Origin of the sequence: Streptomyces actinomycinicus, from assembly GCF_016741775.1 — a bacterium.
In the GTDB taxonomy this organism is placed as follows: Bacteria; Actinomycetota; Actinomycetes; order Streptomycetales; family Streptomycetaceae; genus Streptomyces; species Streptomyces actinomycinicus.
This window is the reverse complement of record NZ_JAERRK010000010.1, coordinates 14,304-31,347: the sequence shown is the minus strand read 5'-3', so window position 1 is coordinate 31,347 and position 17,044 is coordinate 14,304. Positions and strand designations below refer to the sequence as shown.

The 17,044-nt window shown below is 73.7% G+C and carries 16 protein-coding genes; 9 read left to right on the top strand and 7 right to left on the bottom strand.

Translation table 11 applies throughout. The annotated features are described in order from the left end of the window. Window positions 1-19 precede the first annotated feature (19 nt). Window positions 20-1,168 (bottom strand): PP2C family protein-serine/threonine phosphatase, encoded by a 1,149-nt coding sequence (locus JK359_RS20560; RefSeq protein ID WP_201837650.1) that lies wholly within the window; start codon window positions 1,166-1,168, stop codon window positions 20-22. A gap of 176 nt (window positions 1,169-1,344) precedes the next feature. Between JK359_RS20560 and JK359_RS20555 the strand changes: the two genes are divergently transcribed. From JK359_RS20555 to JK359_RS20545, 3 genes are read left to right on the top strand one after another with little or no spacing between them, the layout of a single operon-like run. Then, the gene (locus JK359_RS20555) at window positions 1,345-2,031 is read left to right on the top strand and encodes a nucleotidyltransferase family protein (RefSeq protein WP_201837648.1); all 687 of its coding nucleotides are present in this window, start codon (window positions 1,345-1,347) and stop codon (window positions 2,029-2,031) included. After that, window positions 2,028-2,306 (top strand): BON domain-containing protein, encoded by a 279-nt coding sequence (locus JK359_RS20550; protein WP_201837646.1) that lies wholly within the window; start codon window positions 2,028-2,030, stop codon window positions 2,304-2,306. Before JK359_RS20555 ends, JK359_RS20550 begins: the two co-directional genes overlap by 4 nt. Next, window positions 2,303-3,034, top strand: a complete 732-nt coding sequence (locus JK359_RS20545; protein ID WP_201837644.1) for a metallophosphoesterase family protein — start codon at window positions 2,303-2,305, stop codon at window positions 3,032-3,034. The genes JK359_RS20550 and JK359_RS20545 overlap by 4 nt, the downstream gene beginning before the upstream one ends. 40 nt (window positions 3,035-3,074) lie before the next feature. Here the strand turns inward: JK359_RS20545 and JK359_RS20540 are convergent, their stop codons facing one another. From JK359_RS20540 to JK359_RS20515, 6 genes are all read right to left on the bottom strand, one after another. After that, the gene (locus JK359_RS20540) at window positions 3,075-4,322 is read right to left on the bottom strand and encodes an MFS transporter (protein ID WP_236678182.1); all 1,248 of its coding nucleotides are present in this window, start codon (window positions 4,320-4,322) and stop codon (window positions 3,075-3,077) included. 479 nt (window positions 4,323-4,801) lie between these two features. After that, complete coding sequence (locus JK359_RS20535) at window positions 4,802-6,943, bottom strand: SpoIIE family protein phosphatase (RefSeq protein WP_201837640.1); 2,142 nt, start codon at window positions 6,941-6,943, stop codon at window positions 4,802-4,804. Between the two features lie 60 nt (window positions 6,944-7,003). Beyond that, window positions 7,004-7,993 carry an aldo/keto reductase gene (locus JK359_RS20530; RefSeq protein WP_201837638.1) on the bottom strand — a complete coding sequence of 330 codons (990 nt, stop codon included), beginning with the start codon at window positions 7,991-7,993 and terminating at the stop codon, window positions 7,004-7,006. Between the two features lie 303 nt (window positions 7,994-8,296). Beyond that, window positions 8,297-9,508: a cytochrome P450 gene (locus JK359_RS20525; protein WP_201837636.1), complete on the bottom strand. Its 1,212-nt coding sequence runs from the start codon at window positions 9,506-9,508 to the stop codon at window positions 8,297-8,299. Window positions 9,509-9,740: 232 nt separating this feature from the next. Beyond that, window positions 9,741-10,148 (bottom strand): roadblock/LC7 domain-containing protein, encoded by a 408-nt coding sequence (locus JK359_RS20520; RefSeq protein WP_201837634.1) that lies wholly within the window; start codon window positions 10,146-10,148, stop codon window positions 9,741-9,743. Beyond that, window positions 10,145-11,761 carry an ATP-binding protein gene (locus JK359_RS20515; protein ID WP_201837632.1) on the bottom strand — a complete coding sequence of 539 codons (1,617 nt, stop codon included), beginning with the start codon at window positions 11,759-11,761 and terminating at the stop codon, window positions 10,145-10,147. Before JK359_RS20515 ends, JK359_RS20520 begins: the two co-directional genes overlap by 4 nt. 516 nt (window positions 11,762-12,277) lie before the next feature. Between JK359_RS20515 and JK359_RS20510 the strand changes: the two genes are divergently transcribed. Genes JK359_RS20510 through JK359_RS20485 form a run of 6 tightly spaced genes read left to right on the top strand, consistent with a single transcriptional unit; the run spans window position 12,278 to window position 17,037 of the window. Then, window positions 12,278-13,198 carry an LLM class flavin-dependent oxidoreductase gene (locus JK359_RS20510; RefSeq protein ID WP_201837630.1) on the top strand — a complete coding sequence of 307 codons (921 nt, stop codon included), beginning with the start codon at window positions 12,278-12,280 and terminating at the stop codon, window positions 13,196-13,198. Beyond that, the gene (locus JK359_RS39245) at window positions 13,195-13,695 is read left to right on the top strand and encodes a collagen-like domain-containing protein (protein WP_236678181.1); all 501 of its coding nucleotides are present in this window, start codon (window positions 13,195-13,197) and stop codon (window positions 13,693-13,695) included. The genes JK359_RS20510 and JK359_RS39245 overlap by 4 nt, the downstream gene beginning before the upstream one ends. Next, the gene (locus tag JK359_RS20500; protein ID WP_201837628.1) at window positions 13,685-14,629 is read left to right on the top strand and encodes a hypothetical protein; all 945 of its coding nucleotides are present in this window, start codon (window positions 13,685-13,687) and stop codon (window positions 14,627-14,629) included. The genes JK359_RS39245 and JK359_RS20500 overlap by 11 nt, the downstream gene beginning before the upstream one ends. Continuing rightward, window positions 14,626-15,513 (top strand): ATP-grasp domain-containing protein, encoded by an 888-nt coding sequence (locus JK359_RS20495; protein WP_201837626.1) that lies wholly within the window; start codon window positions 14,626-14,628, stop codon window positions 15,511-15,513. Before JK359_RS20500 ends, JK359_RS20495 begins: the two co-directional genes overlap by 4 nt. Continuing rightward, window positions 15,510-16,220 carry a hypothetical protein gene (locus tag JK359_RS20490; protein WP_201837624.1) on the top strand — a complete coding sequence of 237 codons (711 nt, stop codon included), beginning with the start codon at window positions 15,510-15,512 and terminating at the stop codon, window positions 16,218-16,220. Before JK359_RS20495 ends, JK359_RS20490 begins: the two co-directional genes overlap by 4 nt. Window positions 16,221-16,224: 4 nt before the next feature. After that, window positions 16,225-17,037 (top strand): phytanoyl-CoA dioxygenase family protein, encoded by an 813-nt coding sequence (locus JK359_RS20485; protein ID WP_201837622.1) that lies wholly within the window; start codon window positions 16,225-16,227, stop codon window positions 17,035-17,037. Window positions 17,038-17,044 lie beyond the last annotated feature (7 nt).

Sequence of the window (17,044 nt, the reverse complement as noted above, 5' to 3'; positions counted from 1 at the left end):
GGGCGTGCCCGTACGGTCCTCAGCCGTGCCCGGACAGGTCACCGCGGCCGTGGTGCCGGCGGCGCTCGCCGAGGGTGCGGTGCAGTGCGATGAGGGCGGCGTCGTCCCCGAGCCGGCCGCCGACGTGGGCCAGCAGATCGCGCCGCAGGTGGTGCATCAGCGCCTCGGGACTGTCCTCGGTCCAGCGCGCGACCCGTTCGGCCAGCGGGTAGAACCGGCCCCGCTCGTCCCTGGCCTCCACGACCCCGTCCGTGTACAGCAGCAGCGTGTCACCCGGCTCGAAGGAGAACACGTCCAGCGTGTGCTCGACGGTGTCGTGCAGCACGCCGAGCGGCGGGGACGGGTGCAGGCTCGGGACCGTGACGACGTGGCCGGGGCTCAGCAGCAGCGGCGGCGGGTGGCCGCAGCTGGTCATCCGGGTGACCGGGTCACTGTCCGGGATCTCCACGAGCAGCGCCGTGGCGAACCGTTCGCCCGCCTCCTCCGGGGAGTCCATCTCGGCCGTGTAGCGCCCGATGCTCTGGTCCAGCGAGGTGGCCAGCTCGCCCAGCGGGATGTGCCGGGGAGCGCTCTCCCGGAAGGCGCCGAGCAGCAGTGCCGCCTCGCCGATGGCGGGCAGGCCCTTCCCGCGGACGTCGCCGATCAGGACGCGTACCGCGCCGTCGCTCAGGGTCGTCGCGTACAGGTCCCCGCCGATCTGTGCCTCGTCCTCCGCGGCCAGGTACAGCGAGGCGATCCGCAGCGTGCCGATCTGTTCGGGCAGCGGCCACATCAGGACGTGCTGGGCGGCCTCGGCGACCGTGCGGACCTGGGCCAGCTGGGCCTGTCTGCGTTCGCGCAGAGCGCTGTACAGGACGGTGAGCACGACCAGCACCGAGAGGGTGATGATCTGCACGATGTGGTTCGTGGTGCCGATCCCGCCGTGGTGGATGCCGATGAAGACCTGAGCGGCCACCGCGAGCGCCCCGACGGCCGCCGTGGTCTTGGGTCCGGCGAAGGAAGGGGTGAGGGCGGGCGCGATCACCAGGGCCGGCCCGAGGTGTATGTCGGTGGGCGTCCGCAGGTCCACGACCGTGATCACCACGATGAGTGCGACGGGCAGGAACAGCAGAGCGTGGGTGGACTGCCACGGTTGCCGCGGACCCGCGAGCCCGAGCCGGTGTGCCATGCCTACCAGCGTGCTCCCGGGCCGGTCGGGCGGCCACTCGCCGTCGGGCGGTATGCCGCGGGGAGCGGTGTACGTCGTACGGGCCTTTCCCCGGACGCGGTGTCGCGGGCGGCGCGCCGGGTACCCGTACGACCCCCGGAGCCGACCGGGCGGAGGGTGCCGTGAATGGAGAGGTCATGACGCAGAACGGGGAGGAGTCCACGTCCACCCGGCGACCGGAGATCACCGGACTCCGCCTCGCCGAGGACGCACCGGAGCCTGCGGACCCGCCCGCTCCCGGGCCGGCGGACCTCCCGCAGGACCGCAGCCAGGCCATCCTGGAGGCGACCAAGCAGATCGGTGCCCTCCTCAAGCGGGCGGGCCACCCCTTCGCGCTCGCGGGAAGCGTGGCCGTCTACGCCCACGGCGGCAGCCGCTACCTCCAGCACGACGCCGACTTCGCCATCCTGCCCGACGACGCCGAGGCGGTGGCCGGAGCCCTGCGCGAGGCCGGCCTCGCCGTGCGTACCCCGCCCGAGGACTGGCTGCTGAAGACCACCTGCCACGGGCAGAACGTCGACATCATCTTCGCCCTCGCGCACCAGCCCGTCACCGAGGACATGCTCGACCGGGCGCACGTGCTGCCGGTCGACTCGGTCCTCATGCCGGTGCTCTGCCCGACCGACCTGATCCGCAGCCTGATCAGTGCCTTCTCCGAGCACTACTGCGACTTCGGATCGGTCCTGCCGGTGGCCCGCGCCGTCCGCGAGAAGGTCGACTGGGACGTGGTCCGCAGCACCTGCGGCGACCAGCCCATGGCCGCCGCCTTCCTCTTCCTCCTCGAACGGCTGAACGTGATCGACGCCCAGGAGGGGCAGCCATGACCGACACCAGTCCGCCGCCCCCGCAGGCGGCAGGGAACCTGGACTACCGCGTCGCCCACCTCGCCGAACACCTGGCCTCCGGAGACCTCGGAGAACTCGGAGTACGGCTCGAGATGCGCGGCGACGCCGTCCTGCTCACCGGCACCGTGCCGTCCACCCAGTGCCGCAACGAGATCCTGCGGCTGGCCCGCGAGGAGCTGGCCGGGCACCCGGTCCACTCCGACCTGCTCGTCGCCGGCACCTCGTCGCCCGACCACGGGGAGGACCTGACATGATCCGCGTCGCGGCCGTCGGGGACATCCACATGGGCCCGGAGAGCCAGGGAAGGCTCCGCCCCTCCTTCGAGACACTGCCCGGATGCGCCGACGTCCTGCTGCTCGCCGGCGACCTCACCCGGCACGGCACACCCGAGGAGGCGGCCGTCGTCGCCCGGGAGATCAAGGATCTCGGGGTGCCCGTCGTCGCCGTGCTCGGCAACCACGACCACCACGACGAGCGGCCCGAGGAGGTCACGGCGATCCTCCGGGACGCCGGCGCGCACGTCCTCGAAGGGGAGTCCGCGGTCGTCGGCGCCGACGGCGCCCGGATCGGGGTCGCCGGGACCAAGGGCTTCGGCGGCGGCTTCGTCGGACGCTGCGCCGGGGAGTTCGGGGAACCGCTCATGAAGGAGTTCGTCCGCTACAGCCGCCGGCGCGCCGACGGGCTGCACCACGCCCTGAAGGACCTGGAGCGGGCGGGCTGCGACGTACGGATCGCCCTGACCCACTTCTCACCGGTGCCGGACACCCTGGCCGGAGAACCGCTGGAGATCTACCCGTTCCTCGGCAGCTATCTGCTGGCGGAGGCGATCGACACCGGCGGCGCCGACCTCGCCGTGCACGGCCACGCACACGCCGGCACCGAGCACGGCATGACCAGCGGGGGCGTCCGCGTGCGCAACGTCGCCCAGCCGGTGATCGGGCAGGCGTTCCACGTGTACCACCTGCCCGGCCGTCACGACTGACCGCCCGCGTGCGGACCCGCCAGGGCCCGTGGGCGGCCCCTCAGGCCGCCGTGCCCAGTGCCTCGCGGCCGGTCACGTCGCCGTCCTTCGCGGTCAGCGTCAGCGGCACCGGCGCGCCGCGGCGGCGGGTCAGCAGGCCCGCGCCGATCGACCCGGCGATGAGCAGTCCGCCGGCGACCAGGGCGCCGCGCGCCCCGGCCCACTCCATGAGCAGGCCCAGCAGCGGCGGCCCGCCGAGGCTCCACACCGTGCCGATGCTGCTCCACACACCGAGCACCCGGCCGCGCAGGTGCGGAGGCGGATCGGTCTGCAGCACGGCCGTACCGGCGGTGTCCGAGACGGACTCCACGACGGCCATCGGCAGCACCAGCACCAGCAGCACCGCCAGCGACGGCGACAGACCCGCCACCACCTGGAGCAGCGCTCCCGCCGCGGCCAGCAGCCCCACGGTCCGCACGGACGGCTTGCGCAGCCGGGCGCCGAGGACCGCACCGAGGATGCCGCCCACGGCCAGCACCGTGGAGACCGTGCCGAACGCCCCGGCACCACCGGCCAGCGGCCCGGTGACGAGGACGGCCAGGGTCAGGCCGTAGTTGCGGCCGAAGACCGAGCTGATTCCGGTGATGCCGGCCAGGGCCACCAGGCGGGGCCGGCGCGCGAAGAAGGCCAGGCCCTCCCGCACGCTCAGCTCCGTGCGCGCAGGGACGGCCCGCGGCCCGGCCGGCGCCGCCTCGGCGGCCCCGGGGGCCGGCCGCAGGAACGGGACGACCGAGGCCACGAACAGGAACGACAGCCCGTTGGCGGCGTACGCGGCAAAGGTGCCGAGGAAGCCGACGGTCACTCCGGCCAGGGCGGTGCCGGCCAGCCGTCCCGCGCTGTGCACCAGCGCGCCCACGCCGATCGCGGACGGCACGTCGTCCACGGGCACGAGATCGTTGCCGAGCAGCGCGCACGCCGGTCCGTCGACGGTGGCGATGACGCCGGTCACGGCGGCCAGCACCAGCAGTGCCGTCATGTCGATCCGGTCCAGCGCCACGAGCAGCGCCGTCGTGAAGGCGACCGCGCCGAGCAGGGCCTGGCTCACGGCGACCGTCAGCTTCCGGGGCCAGCGGTCCACGGCCGCGCCGCCGAGCAGGCTCACGAAGAGCGCGGGCGCGGCCTGGACGGACATCGACAGGCCGGTCGCCGCCGCGGAACCGGTGATGTGCAGCACCAGCAGGTTCTGCACCGTGAGCTGCATCCAGGTGCCGGCGTTGGAGAGGAGGTTCGCGGCCGACCACCAGCGCATGCTGCGGTACCGCAAGGACCGCCACGGCGAACGGGAGGCCGGGGCGGTACCGGGCACGGAAGTGGGCAGGGCAGAGGAAGAGGACACTGCGGGGTACTCGACAACCAGGCGGAGCGGGAGTGACCGGCGGATCCCGTCGGTCCGGCTGCGCTGCACGGCCGGGCCGCCTGGTCAGGGCGTCGACCATCGTGGCAGACGGGACGGGGAAGGCGTCGCCGCCACTTCGCCGGCCGGGTGCCGAGGGCCACGAAACACCCCCGCGGGTAAGCGAGTTGGAGCCCGCGTGGGGTTGCTCACAGCCCCGTCCGCCTGGGCCGGGCCGCCCGCTGTGTCACCCACGGGCAGCACGGTCCGACGACGGGTGCGGCGGGCGTGTGCGGCGACCCGCCGGGCCCGGTCGAACGCGCCCTCCGGAGGAGCCGATCCTGATCACGGCCGGCCGGCCTCGTCGTCCTTCTCACCTTCCAGCCGGACCGGCGTCACGCGCCGCCCCGGGGGACTGAGGGCAGTGTCAGGGTCTGGAGGAGCAGGAGCGCGATGTCGTCGGTGCGCTGGGCCGCCGAGCCGGCCTGTTCCAGCAGGGTGTCGGTGAGCAGGTCCAGGTCTTCGGTGTCGGCTCCGGCGAGGCGGTGGGCGAGGTCGGCCATCGACTCCTCCAGGTCCGCGCCGGGACGCTCGATGAGGCCGTCGGTGTAGAAGACGAACAGCGCCCCCGGCGTGAGCGGGATCTCGGTCACGGGGAACTCGGCCTCGGGATCGATGCCGAGGAGCGGGCCCGGCGGAACGTCGACGGGGCGTGCGTCGCCCGGCGCGAGGCGCAGGAGGGGCGGCGGATGGCCCGCGCTGGCGAGGGTGGCGCGCCGCAGCGCGAGGTCGAAGTGGCCGCAGAAGCAGCTCGTGAACAGGTCCGGGCCGAGGTCGGCCAGCAGCCTGTTGGTGTCGGTGAGGATCCGGTCCGGGGTCGAGCCGGTGGTCGCGTGGGCGTGCACGCCGGTGCGGACCTGGCCCATCAGCGCCGCGGCGGCGACGTTGTGCCCCTGCACGTCGCCGATGACGGCTACGGCGGCGCTGTCACCGAGGCGGATCAGGTCGTAGAAGTCCCCGCCGATGTCCATGCCCCGGGTCGCGGGCAGGTAGCGGGCGGCCACCCGCAGTCCGGCCACGGCCGGCAGGCTGCGCGGCAGCAGCGTCTGCTGCAGGCCGTGGGCCAGCTCGTGCTTGGTGTCGTACAGCCGGGCCCGGTCCAGGGCCTGGGCGATGAGACCGGCCAGCGAGGTCAGCACCGCGCGCTCCTCGGCCGGGAACTCGTGCGGGCTGTCGTAGGACAGCACGCAGCAGCCGACGGGCCGGCCGGAGATGATCAGCGGCAGGAAGGCCCAGGCCTGCTTGCCGCTGGCCGGAGCGGCATCGGGGTGCACGCGCCGCATCTCCTCCGGGTCGGCGAAGAACGCGGGGACGCCGCTGCTGAGCACCCGGCCGGCGGGGGTGAACCCGGTGTCCAGGGGCAGGCCGTCGAGACGCTCGATGCTGTCGGCCGGATAGCCGCGGTGGCCGGTGATCCGCAGCCGGCCGGCCTCGGCGGCGGAGAGGACCAGCCCCTGCGCGTCGAAGGCGGGCATCACCTGGTCGGCGATCAGGTCGACGACGTCCTGTTCCCCGACGACCTCGGTCAGCCCGGCGGCGAGATGCAGCAGCTGGTAGAGCCGGCCCGCGCCTGCCGGGGCGGCGGCCGGCGCGGCCCGGCGGGGCGCCGGCGTGGGCATCCCCGGGGCGCCGCGGGGAACGATACGGACGCTGATACCGCTGGCATCGGGAAAGAGATGGAAATCCAGCCACTGGTCCGGCGGGCGGTGCACCGTGTACGACACGGGCTCACGGCTGATCACCGCGGCCCGGTAGCGCTCCTCGTAGGCGGGATCGTCCAGCCAGCGCAGGGACTGCCACGGACGCGTGCCCAGCAGCCGGCCGGCGTCGAGGCCCAGCAGGTCACAGGCCCCGGCGCTGACGTAGGTGATGCGGCCCTCCAGGTCCAGGCCGCAACTGCCGCCGGGCAGCCGTTCGGCGAAGTCGGCGGCGGCCAGCGCCGGGGCCACGGGCGGGCGGACGGTTCCGGCGGCCACGACCCGTGGCTCCTCGCCGGCCGGCGGGGCCTGGCCGTGCTCGGCTGCGTCCTCGAGGAGCCGGGCGAGCTGCCGGCACTGCGTCATGACATGGCCCTGCTCCCGCCGCGTCATGTGGGGCGGACGGGCGGCCGGCCACATCAGCAGCAGAGCGCCCCACCGGCGGACACCGGTGACGGGCGCGGCGACCATCGCACAGGGGTACGGCAGCGCCATCGCCGTACGCGGATAGGTACGGACCAGCTCCTCCTGACTGCCCAGCCACACCAGGCGCTCCTCGCGGACCGCGTCCGCGACCGGCGCGGGCGCGGCCACCGGGACCCGCGTCCACGGTGTGGTGAGCGAGGCCGGCACCCCGCTCACCGCCGCCAGCCGCAGCAGTTGCTCGTCCGCTGTGAGCAGGAACAGCGCGCCGATGGACGCGCCGGTGCGGCGCACCGTCTCCGCGAAGACGCCGTCCAGCTCCTCGGTGGAGCCGGCCGGGTCAGCCGCACCGGTCACGTCCCACCTCCAGCATCAGGAGCGGCCGGCGGGCCCGGCCGGTGCCCGCCCGGCGACCGCCTAGCGGTTGACCGCCCGCATCCCCGCCTCGTCGTACCGCTCGCCCGCCACCTCGGGCAGTTCGGCGTCGATGCGGGCCAGGTCTTCCTTGGTCAGCTCGATGCCGGCCGCGGCCGCGTTCTGCTCCAGGTAGGTGCGGCGCTTCGTGCCGGGGATCGGCACCAGGTCCTCTCCCTGGGCGAGTACCCAGGCGATGGCCAGCTGGGCCGGGGTGACGTCCTTCTCGGCCGCGATCTCCTTGACCTTCTCCGCGAGACGCAGGTTGGCCTGGAGGTTGGCGTCCGTGAACCGCGGGTTGCTGCGGCGGAAGTCGTTCTCGTCCAGCTCGTCCGGCGAGCTGAACCGGCCCGCGAGGAAGCCCCGGCCGAGCGGCGAGTACGGCACGAAGCCGATGCCCAGCTCACGGCAGGCGGGGAGCACCTCGGCCTCCACGTCCCGCGTCCACAGCGAGTACTCGCTCTGCACCGCGGTGACCGGGTGCACCGCATGGGCCCGCCGGATGGTCTCGGCGCTGGCCTCGCTCAGCCCGATGTGGCGCACCTTGCCCTCGGCGACCAGCTCGCCCAGCGCACCCACCGTCTCCTCGATGGGGACGTTCGGGTCGACCCGGTGCTGGTAGTACAGGTCGATGTGGTCGGTGCCGAGCCGCTGCAGCGAGCCGTGGACCGAGCTGCGCACGTGCTCGGCCGAGCCGTCCTGCCGGCCGAGGGTGCTCATGTCGCCGGGGACGGCGTCGTCCATCCGGTAGTTGAACTTCGTAGCGATCACGTACTCGTCGCGGTGGCCGCGTATCGCCTCGCCGACCAGCGACTCGTTGGTGAGCGGGCCGTAGACCTGAGCCGTGTCGAGGAAGTCGATGCCCAGGTCTAGGGCGCGCCGGATGGTCGCGATGCCCTCGTCCTGGTCGGCGGAGCCGTAGAACGCGGACATCCCCATGCACCCGAGCCCGATGGCCGATACCTGGAGGTCTCGTAGCATGCGCTTCTGCATGGGAGGTCCTTTCCTCACACTCGATCGTCGTTCCGCACGGCACGAGGGCCTCTTTCCATCTAGCGACGGATCCGGGCACCCGGCATCCCGTGCGGGACCCCGGGCGACGACGCTCCGTGCGCGGCGGTGTCTGCGACGCTACGACCTGGAGCGCACTCGAACGCAAGTGGGCCGTTCGGCGGCACCGGCGGCTCGAGGGGGCTGTTCCGTGCCGTTCTGCTTTGTTTGCGTGGTCACCGTGTTTGCGTGATCACCGTCTCGTCGCACGGCCCGGTCGCGGGAGCGCCGCATCCGGGGCGGGGGTCAGGGGGCGGGGAGGGGTGTGAAGCGCACGGGCAGCGCGGTCAGCCCCCGCAGCCAGGGTGAGGGCCGGTGGGTGAGGGACTCTGCGGGCACCGCGAGACCGATGTCCGGCAGCCGGTCCAGTACGGCCTCGATCGCGGTCCGCGCGATCACCTCGGCGATCTCCGGCGCCGGGAACGGACAGCGGTGCTCGCCGTGGCCGAAGGAGAAGTGCGCGTGGTTGCCGCCGGTGCGCGCGGAGGCGCCGGAGCGCACCCGGGGATCGCGGTTGGCGCCCTGCAGGCCGAGCAGCAGCAGGTCACCGGCCCGGATGCGCCGACCGCCGAGATGCGTGTCACGAGCCGCCCAGCGGCCCGCCACGGTCTGCGCCGGCGTGTCCTCCCACAGCACCTCGTTCATCGCCTCGGCGACGCTGCCGCGCCCGCCGTACAGCGAACCGGCGAACCGGCCGTCCGTCAGCATCAGCCGCAGCGAACTGCCGATCCAGTCGGCGGTCGGCCGGTGACCGGCCGCCGTCATCATCATCAGGTCCCGCGCGATCTCCTCGTCGCCGAGCCCGCTGTCGTCGGCGAGCAGCCGCGAGACCACGTCGTCCGCGGGCTCCTTCCTGCGCTCGGAGAGCAACTGTTCGACGGCAACGGTGAGATGGGCCTGTCCGGCCAGGGCGCGGCCGCGTCCCTCGATCATGTCGTTGAGGGACGTGACCAGTCCCGGGCCGTCCTCGTCCGGGAAGCCGTACAGCCGGGCGAGGACCCGCGCCGGCAGCAGCGTCGCGTACTGGGCCACCAGGTCGGCCTCACCCGTGCCGCACAGCGCGTCGATCAGCTCGTCCGCGAACCGCTCGGCGTGTCGCCGCAGCGCGAACGGGTCGACGGCGTCCAGTGCACTGCCGAACACCGCCGCGCGCAGCCGGTGTCGCCCGTCGGCCGCGGAAGGGACCGACGGCTCCGCAGGGCCGATCACCGGGAGCAGCGGCCTGCCCGGGCGGACCTTCTCCCGCTGGTTCCACAGCCCCGGGTCCCGGCTGAACAGCGCGGCGTCCCCGGTGACTCGGTGCAGTTCCCGGTAACCGACGACCAGCCAGGCCGGGATGCCGCTGTCCAGCAGCACCGGCACCACGGTGCCGTGGTCGCGCCTCAGCTCCCGGTACAGCGTGGCCGGTTCGGTCCGGAACCGGGGGTCGTCGAGCGGGACGGCGTCGGGGGTCGTCACACGAACTCCTGTCGCGGGGAGGTGCGTGCGGTGCCTGCGGTGCCTGCGGTGCCTGCGGCGCCTGCCGGTCCGGTTCGTGTCCGTGCGGTGCGTGCGGGTCCGGTTCGTGCGGCGCGAGCCCCTGTGGTCCGCGTCCGTGCGGTGCCGTCCATGCGGTTCGCGCCAGTGCGGTTCGCGCCTGTGCGGTTCGTTTCCGTACTGCCTAGGTCCGTACCGTCCGTGCCCGGTCGGCTCATGGTGTACGGGGCGGAGCGGTCAGGTGGTCGCCGAGCTGTTCCACCAGTTCGGTCATGTTGTGCCCGACGACCCCGGCGTCCGCGTCCTCCGTGGCGATCGCGGCCAGATGGGCGCCGGCCCCCGCCTCCACGACGAACAGCACACCGCCGTGGAACTCCGCCATCGCCCAGCGCACACCACCGCTGCCGTCGCCGAACTCCAGGGAGGCCCCGCGCGACAGCGACTGGACGCCGGCGGCGATCGCGGCCAGCTGGTCGGCCCGGTCGGCGCTCAGCTCCGGCGTACGGCACAGCTTCAGCCCGTCCCTGGACAGCACGAGGGCGTGCCGGATCCCCGGGGTCCTCTCCAGCAGCCCCTGCAGGAGCCAGGCGAGCTTGTCATCGGCGGTGGCAGGGCCCGTCATGAGGTGGTGTCGCCTTCCGGGTGCGGGTGCGGGTGCGGGTGCGGGTGCGGGTGCGGGTGCGGGTGAGGATGCGGGGCGCCGGGTGCGGGGTCGTCCGGGGCCGGTGGGCGGCCGGGGGTGGTGGCGGGGCCGGCCGGTGGAGGCGTGGGCTCGCTGGTGGGAGGAGCCGACGGGCGTACGGCACGGGGGAAGCCGGTGAAGCGGGCGGCGCGGGTCTCGTCCTCCGTCGTGCCGGGTACGGGGCGGACACCGGGGGCGCTCTTCGCGGGCCCGGGGCGTCCCGCCTCGGGGGGCGTGCGGTTCCGGCGTCTCCTGGGCAGTCCGGCCGGACCCTCCTCCGGCGGGGCGGCGGACTCGTGGACCGGTGCGGCGTGCACCGCGGCCGGTGCCCGCGTGGGCGCGTGGTGTGTCCGCGGGGGCGTGTCGCGTGTCCCTGTGGGCGTGTCGCCCTCCGGGCGCGAATCCCGGGCGGCCGGTGCGGGGCCGGTGAGGATGTCCTGCGGGATGAGCATCAGCGCGCCCGTGCCACCCCGCGCGGAGGGCCGGAACGACACCTTGAGGCCGTGCTTGCGGGCCAGCCGCCCGACCACGGCGAGCCCGAACCGGTTGCCGGTCAGGCCACCCGGCCGGGCCACGTCACCGGCTACCGCCCGTTCCGCGCGCCGCAGCTGAGCCTCGCCCATCATCAGCCCACTGTCCTCGACGGACACCAGGACCCCGGCCGGCACGTCCTGGGCGTACACATGCACCTCCGCGGTCGGCGGCGAGAAGTTCACCGCGTTGTCGAGGAGTTCGGCGAGCGCGTGCATCACGCCCTCGGCGGCGTGCCCGACGACGGCGGTGTCGCCGACCGAGCGCACCCGCACCCGGTCGTGACCGGTGATCCGGCCCATCGCGCCCCGCAGGACCGACTCCATCCCGATCGGCCGCGCCCACCGGCGGCCCGGACGCGCCCCCGTGAGTACGGCGAGGGAGTCCGCGAGCCGGCCAGCCTGCGCGGTGCGGTGGCCGAGACGAAGCAGGTCGGCGAGGACGTCCTCGTCGGTGTGCCGGTCTTCCGTCGCCCGCACGTCGGCGAGCGCGGCCGTGGTGAGGGCCTGCAAGCGGATGGCGGCGTCGGAGGCCGCGGCGATCGCCCCGTCCCTGTCCCGCCGGGCCCGCTCCAGCTCGCCGGACAGCCGGGCGTTCTCCTGCTCCAGCCGGTCCAGCTCCTGAGCGCCCTCCGCCGCCAGCCGTGAACGCTCGGCCGCGGACGATTCGGCGAAATCCCGGCGCTGGGCGCTGAGTTCGTCGACGAGCCGCTGCTGCTCCCGCTGAGCCTCCTCGGTCGTACTGGCCTGCTGCTGGAGCAGGCGTGCGACCTCCTGTGCGGCATCCTCCAGCCTGCTCCGCATGCTGCGAGCGGTCCCCAGCGCATGCGCGGCCGTGGCCACCGCCACGCCGAGCAGGATCGCGGTCGCGCCCGCGCCCCAAGCGAGTGGCGTACGCACCGGGCCCGGCGCGGCAGAGACGGCCGCACAGACCGCGAGCGCCGACAGCGTGCCGGTCGCGGCGAGGGCGGAGACGAAGGTGCGCGGGGAAGGTCGGTCACCGGCACGCGTGGGGGCGGTCATCGGTCTGGTCAGGTCCTACGGGTAGGGGAACTGGCAGCCGTACGGTGGTGCGACGTGACACTGAAGGTGAACTGACGGTCACTATACGAGAGTTCGTGATCGGAACACGCTGGTTCCGCGTCTGTTCTCGTAACTGGCCGATCGTGGCCGGGTGTTGGGCGTGACGAGGGCGGCCCCGGGCGTTCCGGTGCGCCGTACCCGGCCGGCCCCCACTCACGCTCCCGCCCGGGCCCCCACTGACGCTCCCGCCCGCGGTCCGTCCCCTCGCCCGCCTTCTGCCCAAGTTCCTGCCCTCGCAGCCAGGCTCCGGCGACTGCTCCGGAAATGGCCGGGCCCCAAGTCTCCGCACCTTTCCCTGAACGCTGGTCCGGCTCGGCGGAATCACTCGCCCCGAGAATCCGCAGAAACCTTTCCGGAAAATAACCAGACTTCCGGGCATGGCGATCTCGTCACGCCCGCTGCTACGCTCACGCCGTTGCCTGCGGTGACCTGTTGACTGCTCGGGGGCGAGGGTCCATGAAGGTCGGCGTCACTCTGCCGTTGGCGGAATTCCCCGGAAAACAGCCCTCCTACGAAGAGATAAGAGCGCTTGCCCGGCAGGCGGAAGCGGCCGGTTTCGACTCGCTGTGGTGCTTCGACCACCTGCTCTTCCGTGACGACGGCGAGCCGGCCGAGGGCATCTGGGAATGCTGGACCGTGCTCAGCGCGCTCGCCGAGGCCACCAAGCGTATTCAGCTCGGCACGCTCGTCCTGTGCACGGCGTTCCGGAATCCCGCCGTCCTAGCGAAAATGGCGGTCACGCTCGACTCGATCAGCAATGGGCGGCTCATTCTCGGAGTGGGCGCAGGCTGGCACCGGCCGGAATTCGAGGCGTTCGGCATCGATTTCGATCACCGCGTGACGCGGTTCACGGAAGCCGTGCACATCATCGTGTCACTGCTGCGCACCGGAAAGGCGGAATTCGACGGCCGTTACTCCTGGGTCCACGGCGGCGAACTGCGTCCGCGCGGCGTACGTCCCACCGGCCCGCCCCTGCTGATCGGCGGCTTCGGCCCCCGCATGCTCCGGGTGACCGCGCGCCACGCCGACCTGTGGAACGGCTGCTGGTTCGGTGACCCGGCCGGCTTCGAACCGGTGCTGCACACCGTGCGGGAGGCCTGCCGGGCAGCCGGACGGGACCCGTCCACCCTGCGCATCACCGCCGGCGTGAACGTCGTACCGGGCGGCCGCGCGGCGTCCCCGGACCCACGGCGCCCCGTGCTCACCGGCACCCCCGCCGACCTCGCCGCGGGCTTCGCCGGCTACCGCGACCTCGGCGTCGACCACCTCGTCTGCAATCTGAACCCCCACGACGCGACGGCGCAGCGCGCCCTGGCCGAAGCCCTGCGGTGCCACCGGAGCGAGCCGGACCCGACCCAGGAGGGACCCCTTCGATGACCTGGACGATCGACGAGGCGAGGGTGATGCCCTTCCTCAAAGCAGCCCACCGCCGGGACCTGCTCGGCCGGCTGCGCCGGCCCGGGCCCGTGGCGGCCCGCGGCGCCGGACCGGAAGACGCCGTCCCCGCGCCCGAACCGGGCGGCACACCCGGCCGTGAGGCCAAGAGCTTCAAGGACTTCAAGGACGGCAAGGAGTTCAAGGACTACAAGGACCGCAAGGACTTCAAGGATTACAAGGACCTCAAGGACCTGAAGGACAGCAAGGACGGCAAGGACCGCAAGGACACCAAGGACGGGAAGGACTTCAAGGACTCCAAGGACGTCTCGGACGGCGCCTGGACGCCCGCCGGGTGCGCCGCGCCGCTCGCCGCCCGCCCCGTGGACCGACCGCAGACCATGGCCGCCGGGTCCGACCCTGGCACCGACGGCATACTGAGCGTCCTGCGCGCCTCACGGGCGAGCCGGTTCCTCAAGGAGCGCGGCCTTGTCATCTGAGACCTCCTTCCAGCCGCCGTCCGAGCCGTCGTCCCTGCCGTCGTCCGTGCCGTCGTCCGTGCCGTCGTCCGAGCGGCCGTCCGTGCCGTCGTCCGAGCCGCCGTCCGAGCCGGCGCACTTGCCGCAGTCCGAGCCGCCGTCCGGGGCCCCGGCCGACCTGGTCGTGGTGGCCGACCCCCAGGACCCCACCGCCGTCGAACTCGCCGCCTACGTCACCGAGCAGGGCCGTTCCACCGCCGTCCTCGACGTGTTCGACGCGGCCCAGCTGTTCACCGTCAGCGCCCGCGCCGGCACAGCGACCGTCGATCCGGTCGTCCCGCTGGTCCTCCTGCTGCCCGCACCGCCCGAACGCCGCACCGGCTTCGACGCCGAGTTCCACCTCGGCGAGTGCTTCGCCCAGCTGTGGGCGGCGGCCGCGCTCACCCCCGCACCCGTGGTCAACCGCCCGGCAGGCACCCTCGTGGCCGGCCGCACCACACGCTCCGCCGCGGTCACCGGGCGGCGCGCCGGGGAGCACGGCAACGGCGAACTGTTCTCCCGCGACTACCCGCGGCCGGGCAGCCCGGAGGGCGACGCCTTCTGGGTGGAGGACCTCGGCACCCTGCGCGCCCGCCGCTGGCCCGAACGGCCGCCCGGGGACGGCCCCTACCGGGCCCGCTGGTCGGACGCCGACCCCGCGACGGAGACCGTCGTCGTCCTCGGCGACCACGCCTGGCGCTGCACCACCGCCGACCTCGGCCACCTCGACCTGGAGAACCGCAGCACGTCCGCGGCGACCGCCCTCGGCCTGGATCTGGCCGCCCTGGTGTGGCGGGTGACCGACGGGACCGCCACGGCACGCCTGGTGCACGTCGAACCTTTCCCCGCCCTGGAGCAACTGCGCATGGTCTGGCTCGGCCTCGGCCCCCGGCTCATGGAGGTACTGTTCCCGTGATCTACGCCCTGGGACTCGCCACGGACGGCACCATCGCCCACTTCACCGCACGGGCGGCCGCGGACGTCACGCTCGTCGACCTGACCGAGCTGGCCGGCGACGGCGCCTGGCGCCTCGCCCTGCCCGACGACGGCGACAGCTGGCTGCTCGCCGGCGACCAGCGCCACGACCTGCGCCCGGGTGACAGCTACTACTGCCGGCTCGCGGACCTGTCCGCCCTGGAGGACGACGTAACCCGCCGCGTCCGGTGGCGGGGCCTCATGGCGGCGCTCACCGCCTGGCTCGACTCCGTCCCCGGCACCGTCGTCAACCGCCCCGGCACGGCCGGCGACAACGGCTCCAAACCGCTGCACGAAGTCACCCTGGCCCGCTGCGGATTCACCGTCCCCGAGAGCCTCACCAGCTCGGACCCCGGCCGGCTGCGCGCGTTCGCCGCCGCCGGACCCGCCATCGTCAAGGCCCTGTCCGGCGTGCGCGCCGACAGCAGACTCGTCACCCCGCAGGAGTTCGACGCCTTCGTACCGCACCAGGGTCCCGTTCACCTGCAGCGGTACGTGGCCGGCAGTGACGTCCGCGTGCACGTCTGCGGCGACGCCGTACACGCCGAGGAGGCCCTGTCCACGGCCGTCGACTACCGGACCGCGCCGCCGGCGGACGTCGAGTTCCGGCCCCACGAGCTGCCCGCAGGTCTCGCGGGGCTCCTCGTCGCCCGCAGCCGCGACCTCGGGCTCGGCCTCGCCGGCTGGGACTTCAAGCGCGACGCGGACGGCACCTACTGGTGCCTGGAGGCCAACCCGATGCCCGGCTACGACTGGTACGACCGCCGCGCCGACGGCGCCGTCACCGCCTCGCTCGTGGACCTGCTGACGGGAGGCACCGCATGATCACGGAGCTTCCCCTGCTCACCGCGGAGGACACCGACGACGTACGCGCGCGCGTCTACGCCCTGCGCGAGCACTGGATCGCCCGCGGCGGCGAACCGGCCGCGTTCCTCACCCTCGGCACCCCCAGTTACCTCGACGTCGCCGAGCGCCCGGAGACCGGTCACTACCAGCGCCACGGCGTGGCCGCCCGCCCCCTGCTCCTCGCCCACTTCCAGGACCTGTACGACCTGATCGGCGAGACCCTCACCGAGCACCTGGACGCACCCGTCCGCTACGCCGGCCACCTCGCGCTGCCCGGCTTCCACATCTGGCTGGAGGCCGCCATCTTCACCCGGCCCCAGGCACCCGTGCACTTCGACCTCCAGTACCAGGCCTTCGACTGGCCGCCGGGCACCGACACCGACCGCCTGCTCTCCTTCACCCTGCCGCTGCGGGTGCCGGCCGCGGGCGGCGGACTGAACCTGTGGGACGTGACGTACCGGGACTTCCGCCGCTCACTGGCCCGCGGCTGGGTGGAGAGCGCCGCCGACCTGCAACGCTTCCACACCCTGCGGTACGTCCCCTACACCCCCGGCCACATGTACGTGCATTCCGGGCACGTCCTGCACCAGGTCGCCCCGAGCAGCAGCGTGCGCCCCGGCGACGAACGCCTCACCCTCCAGGGCCACGGCGTCCGGTGCGCGGACCACTGGCTGCTCTACTGGTGACGCCATGACCGTGCTCACCGCCGCAGACCTGGACGACTTCACCGAACGCGGGTACTGCGTGCTGCGCGGCGCCTTCGACGAGCGCCGCGCGGCGCCGGTCCGGGACGCGGTCTGGCGGCGCATGCGAGCCAAGGCCGGCATCGACCGCGCCGACCCGCGCACCTGGCCGGCCGCCTACGACATCGAGGAGCGGCTCGGCCTGCCCGAGGTCCGGGCCTGCTTCCCCGACGTGCTCGCGCGGGCCGTCGAGGAACTGGTCGGCCCGGGCCGCTGGCGCGGCGACCGCGACTGGGGCTTCTGGCCGGTCAACTTCGCCCACGGCGCCGACCGGCCCGCGGGGGCCGTACCCGAGGAGGGCTGGCACGTCGACGGCAACTGGTTCCGGCACACCCTCGACGCACCCCACCAGGGCCTGCTCCTGATCGGCCTGTTCTCGGACATCGCACCCTCGGGCGGCGGCACCCTGGTCGCCGCGGGCAGCCACCGCCGCACCGCCCACGTCCTGGCCCGGCACCCGGAAGGACTCCGCCACCGCGAGCTGTTCGACCTCGTGCTGGCGGAACCCCTCGGCGGCATCACCGAACTCACCGGCAGCGCCGGGGACGTCGTCCTCGCCCACCCCTTCCTCTTCCACAGCCGCGGCTTCAAACACACCGGGCCGCCCCGCTTCATCAGTAACAGCGAGGCCGGCCTGACCACCCCCCTGCGCCTGCACCGCACCGACGGCTCGGCCCGCTCCGTGCTGGAGGAATCGATCCTCTCCGCACTCGCAGCGCCCCCGCCGGCCTTCCCCCACGGCGTGCGGTGCCGCTTCTGACCCGGCC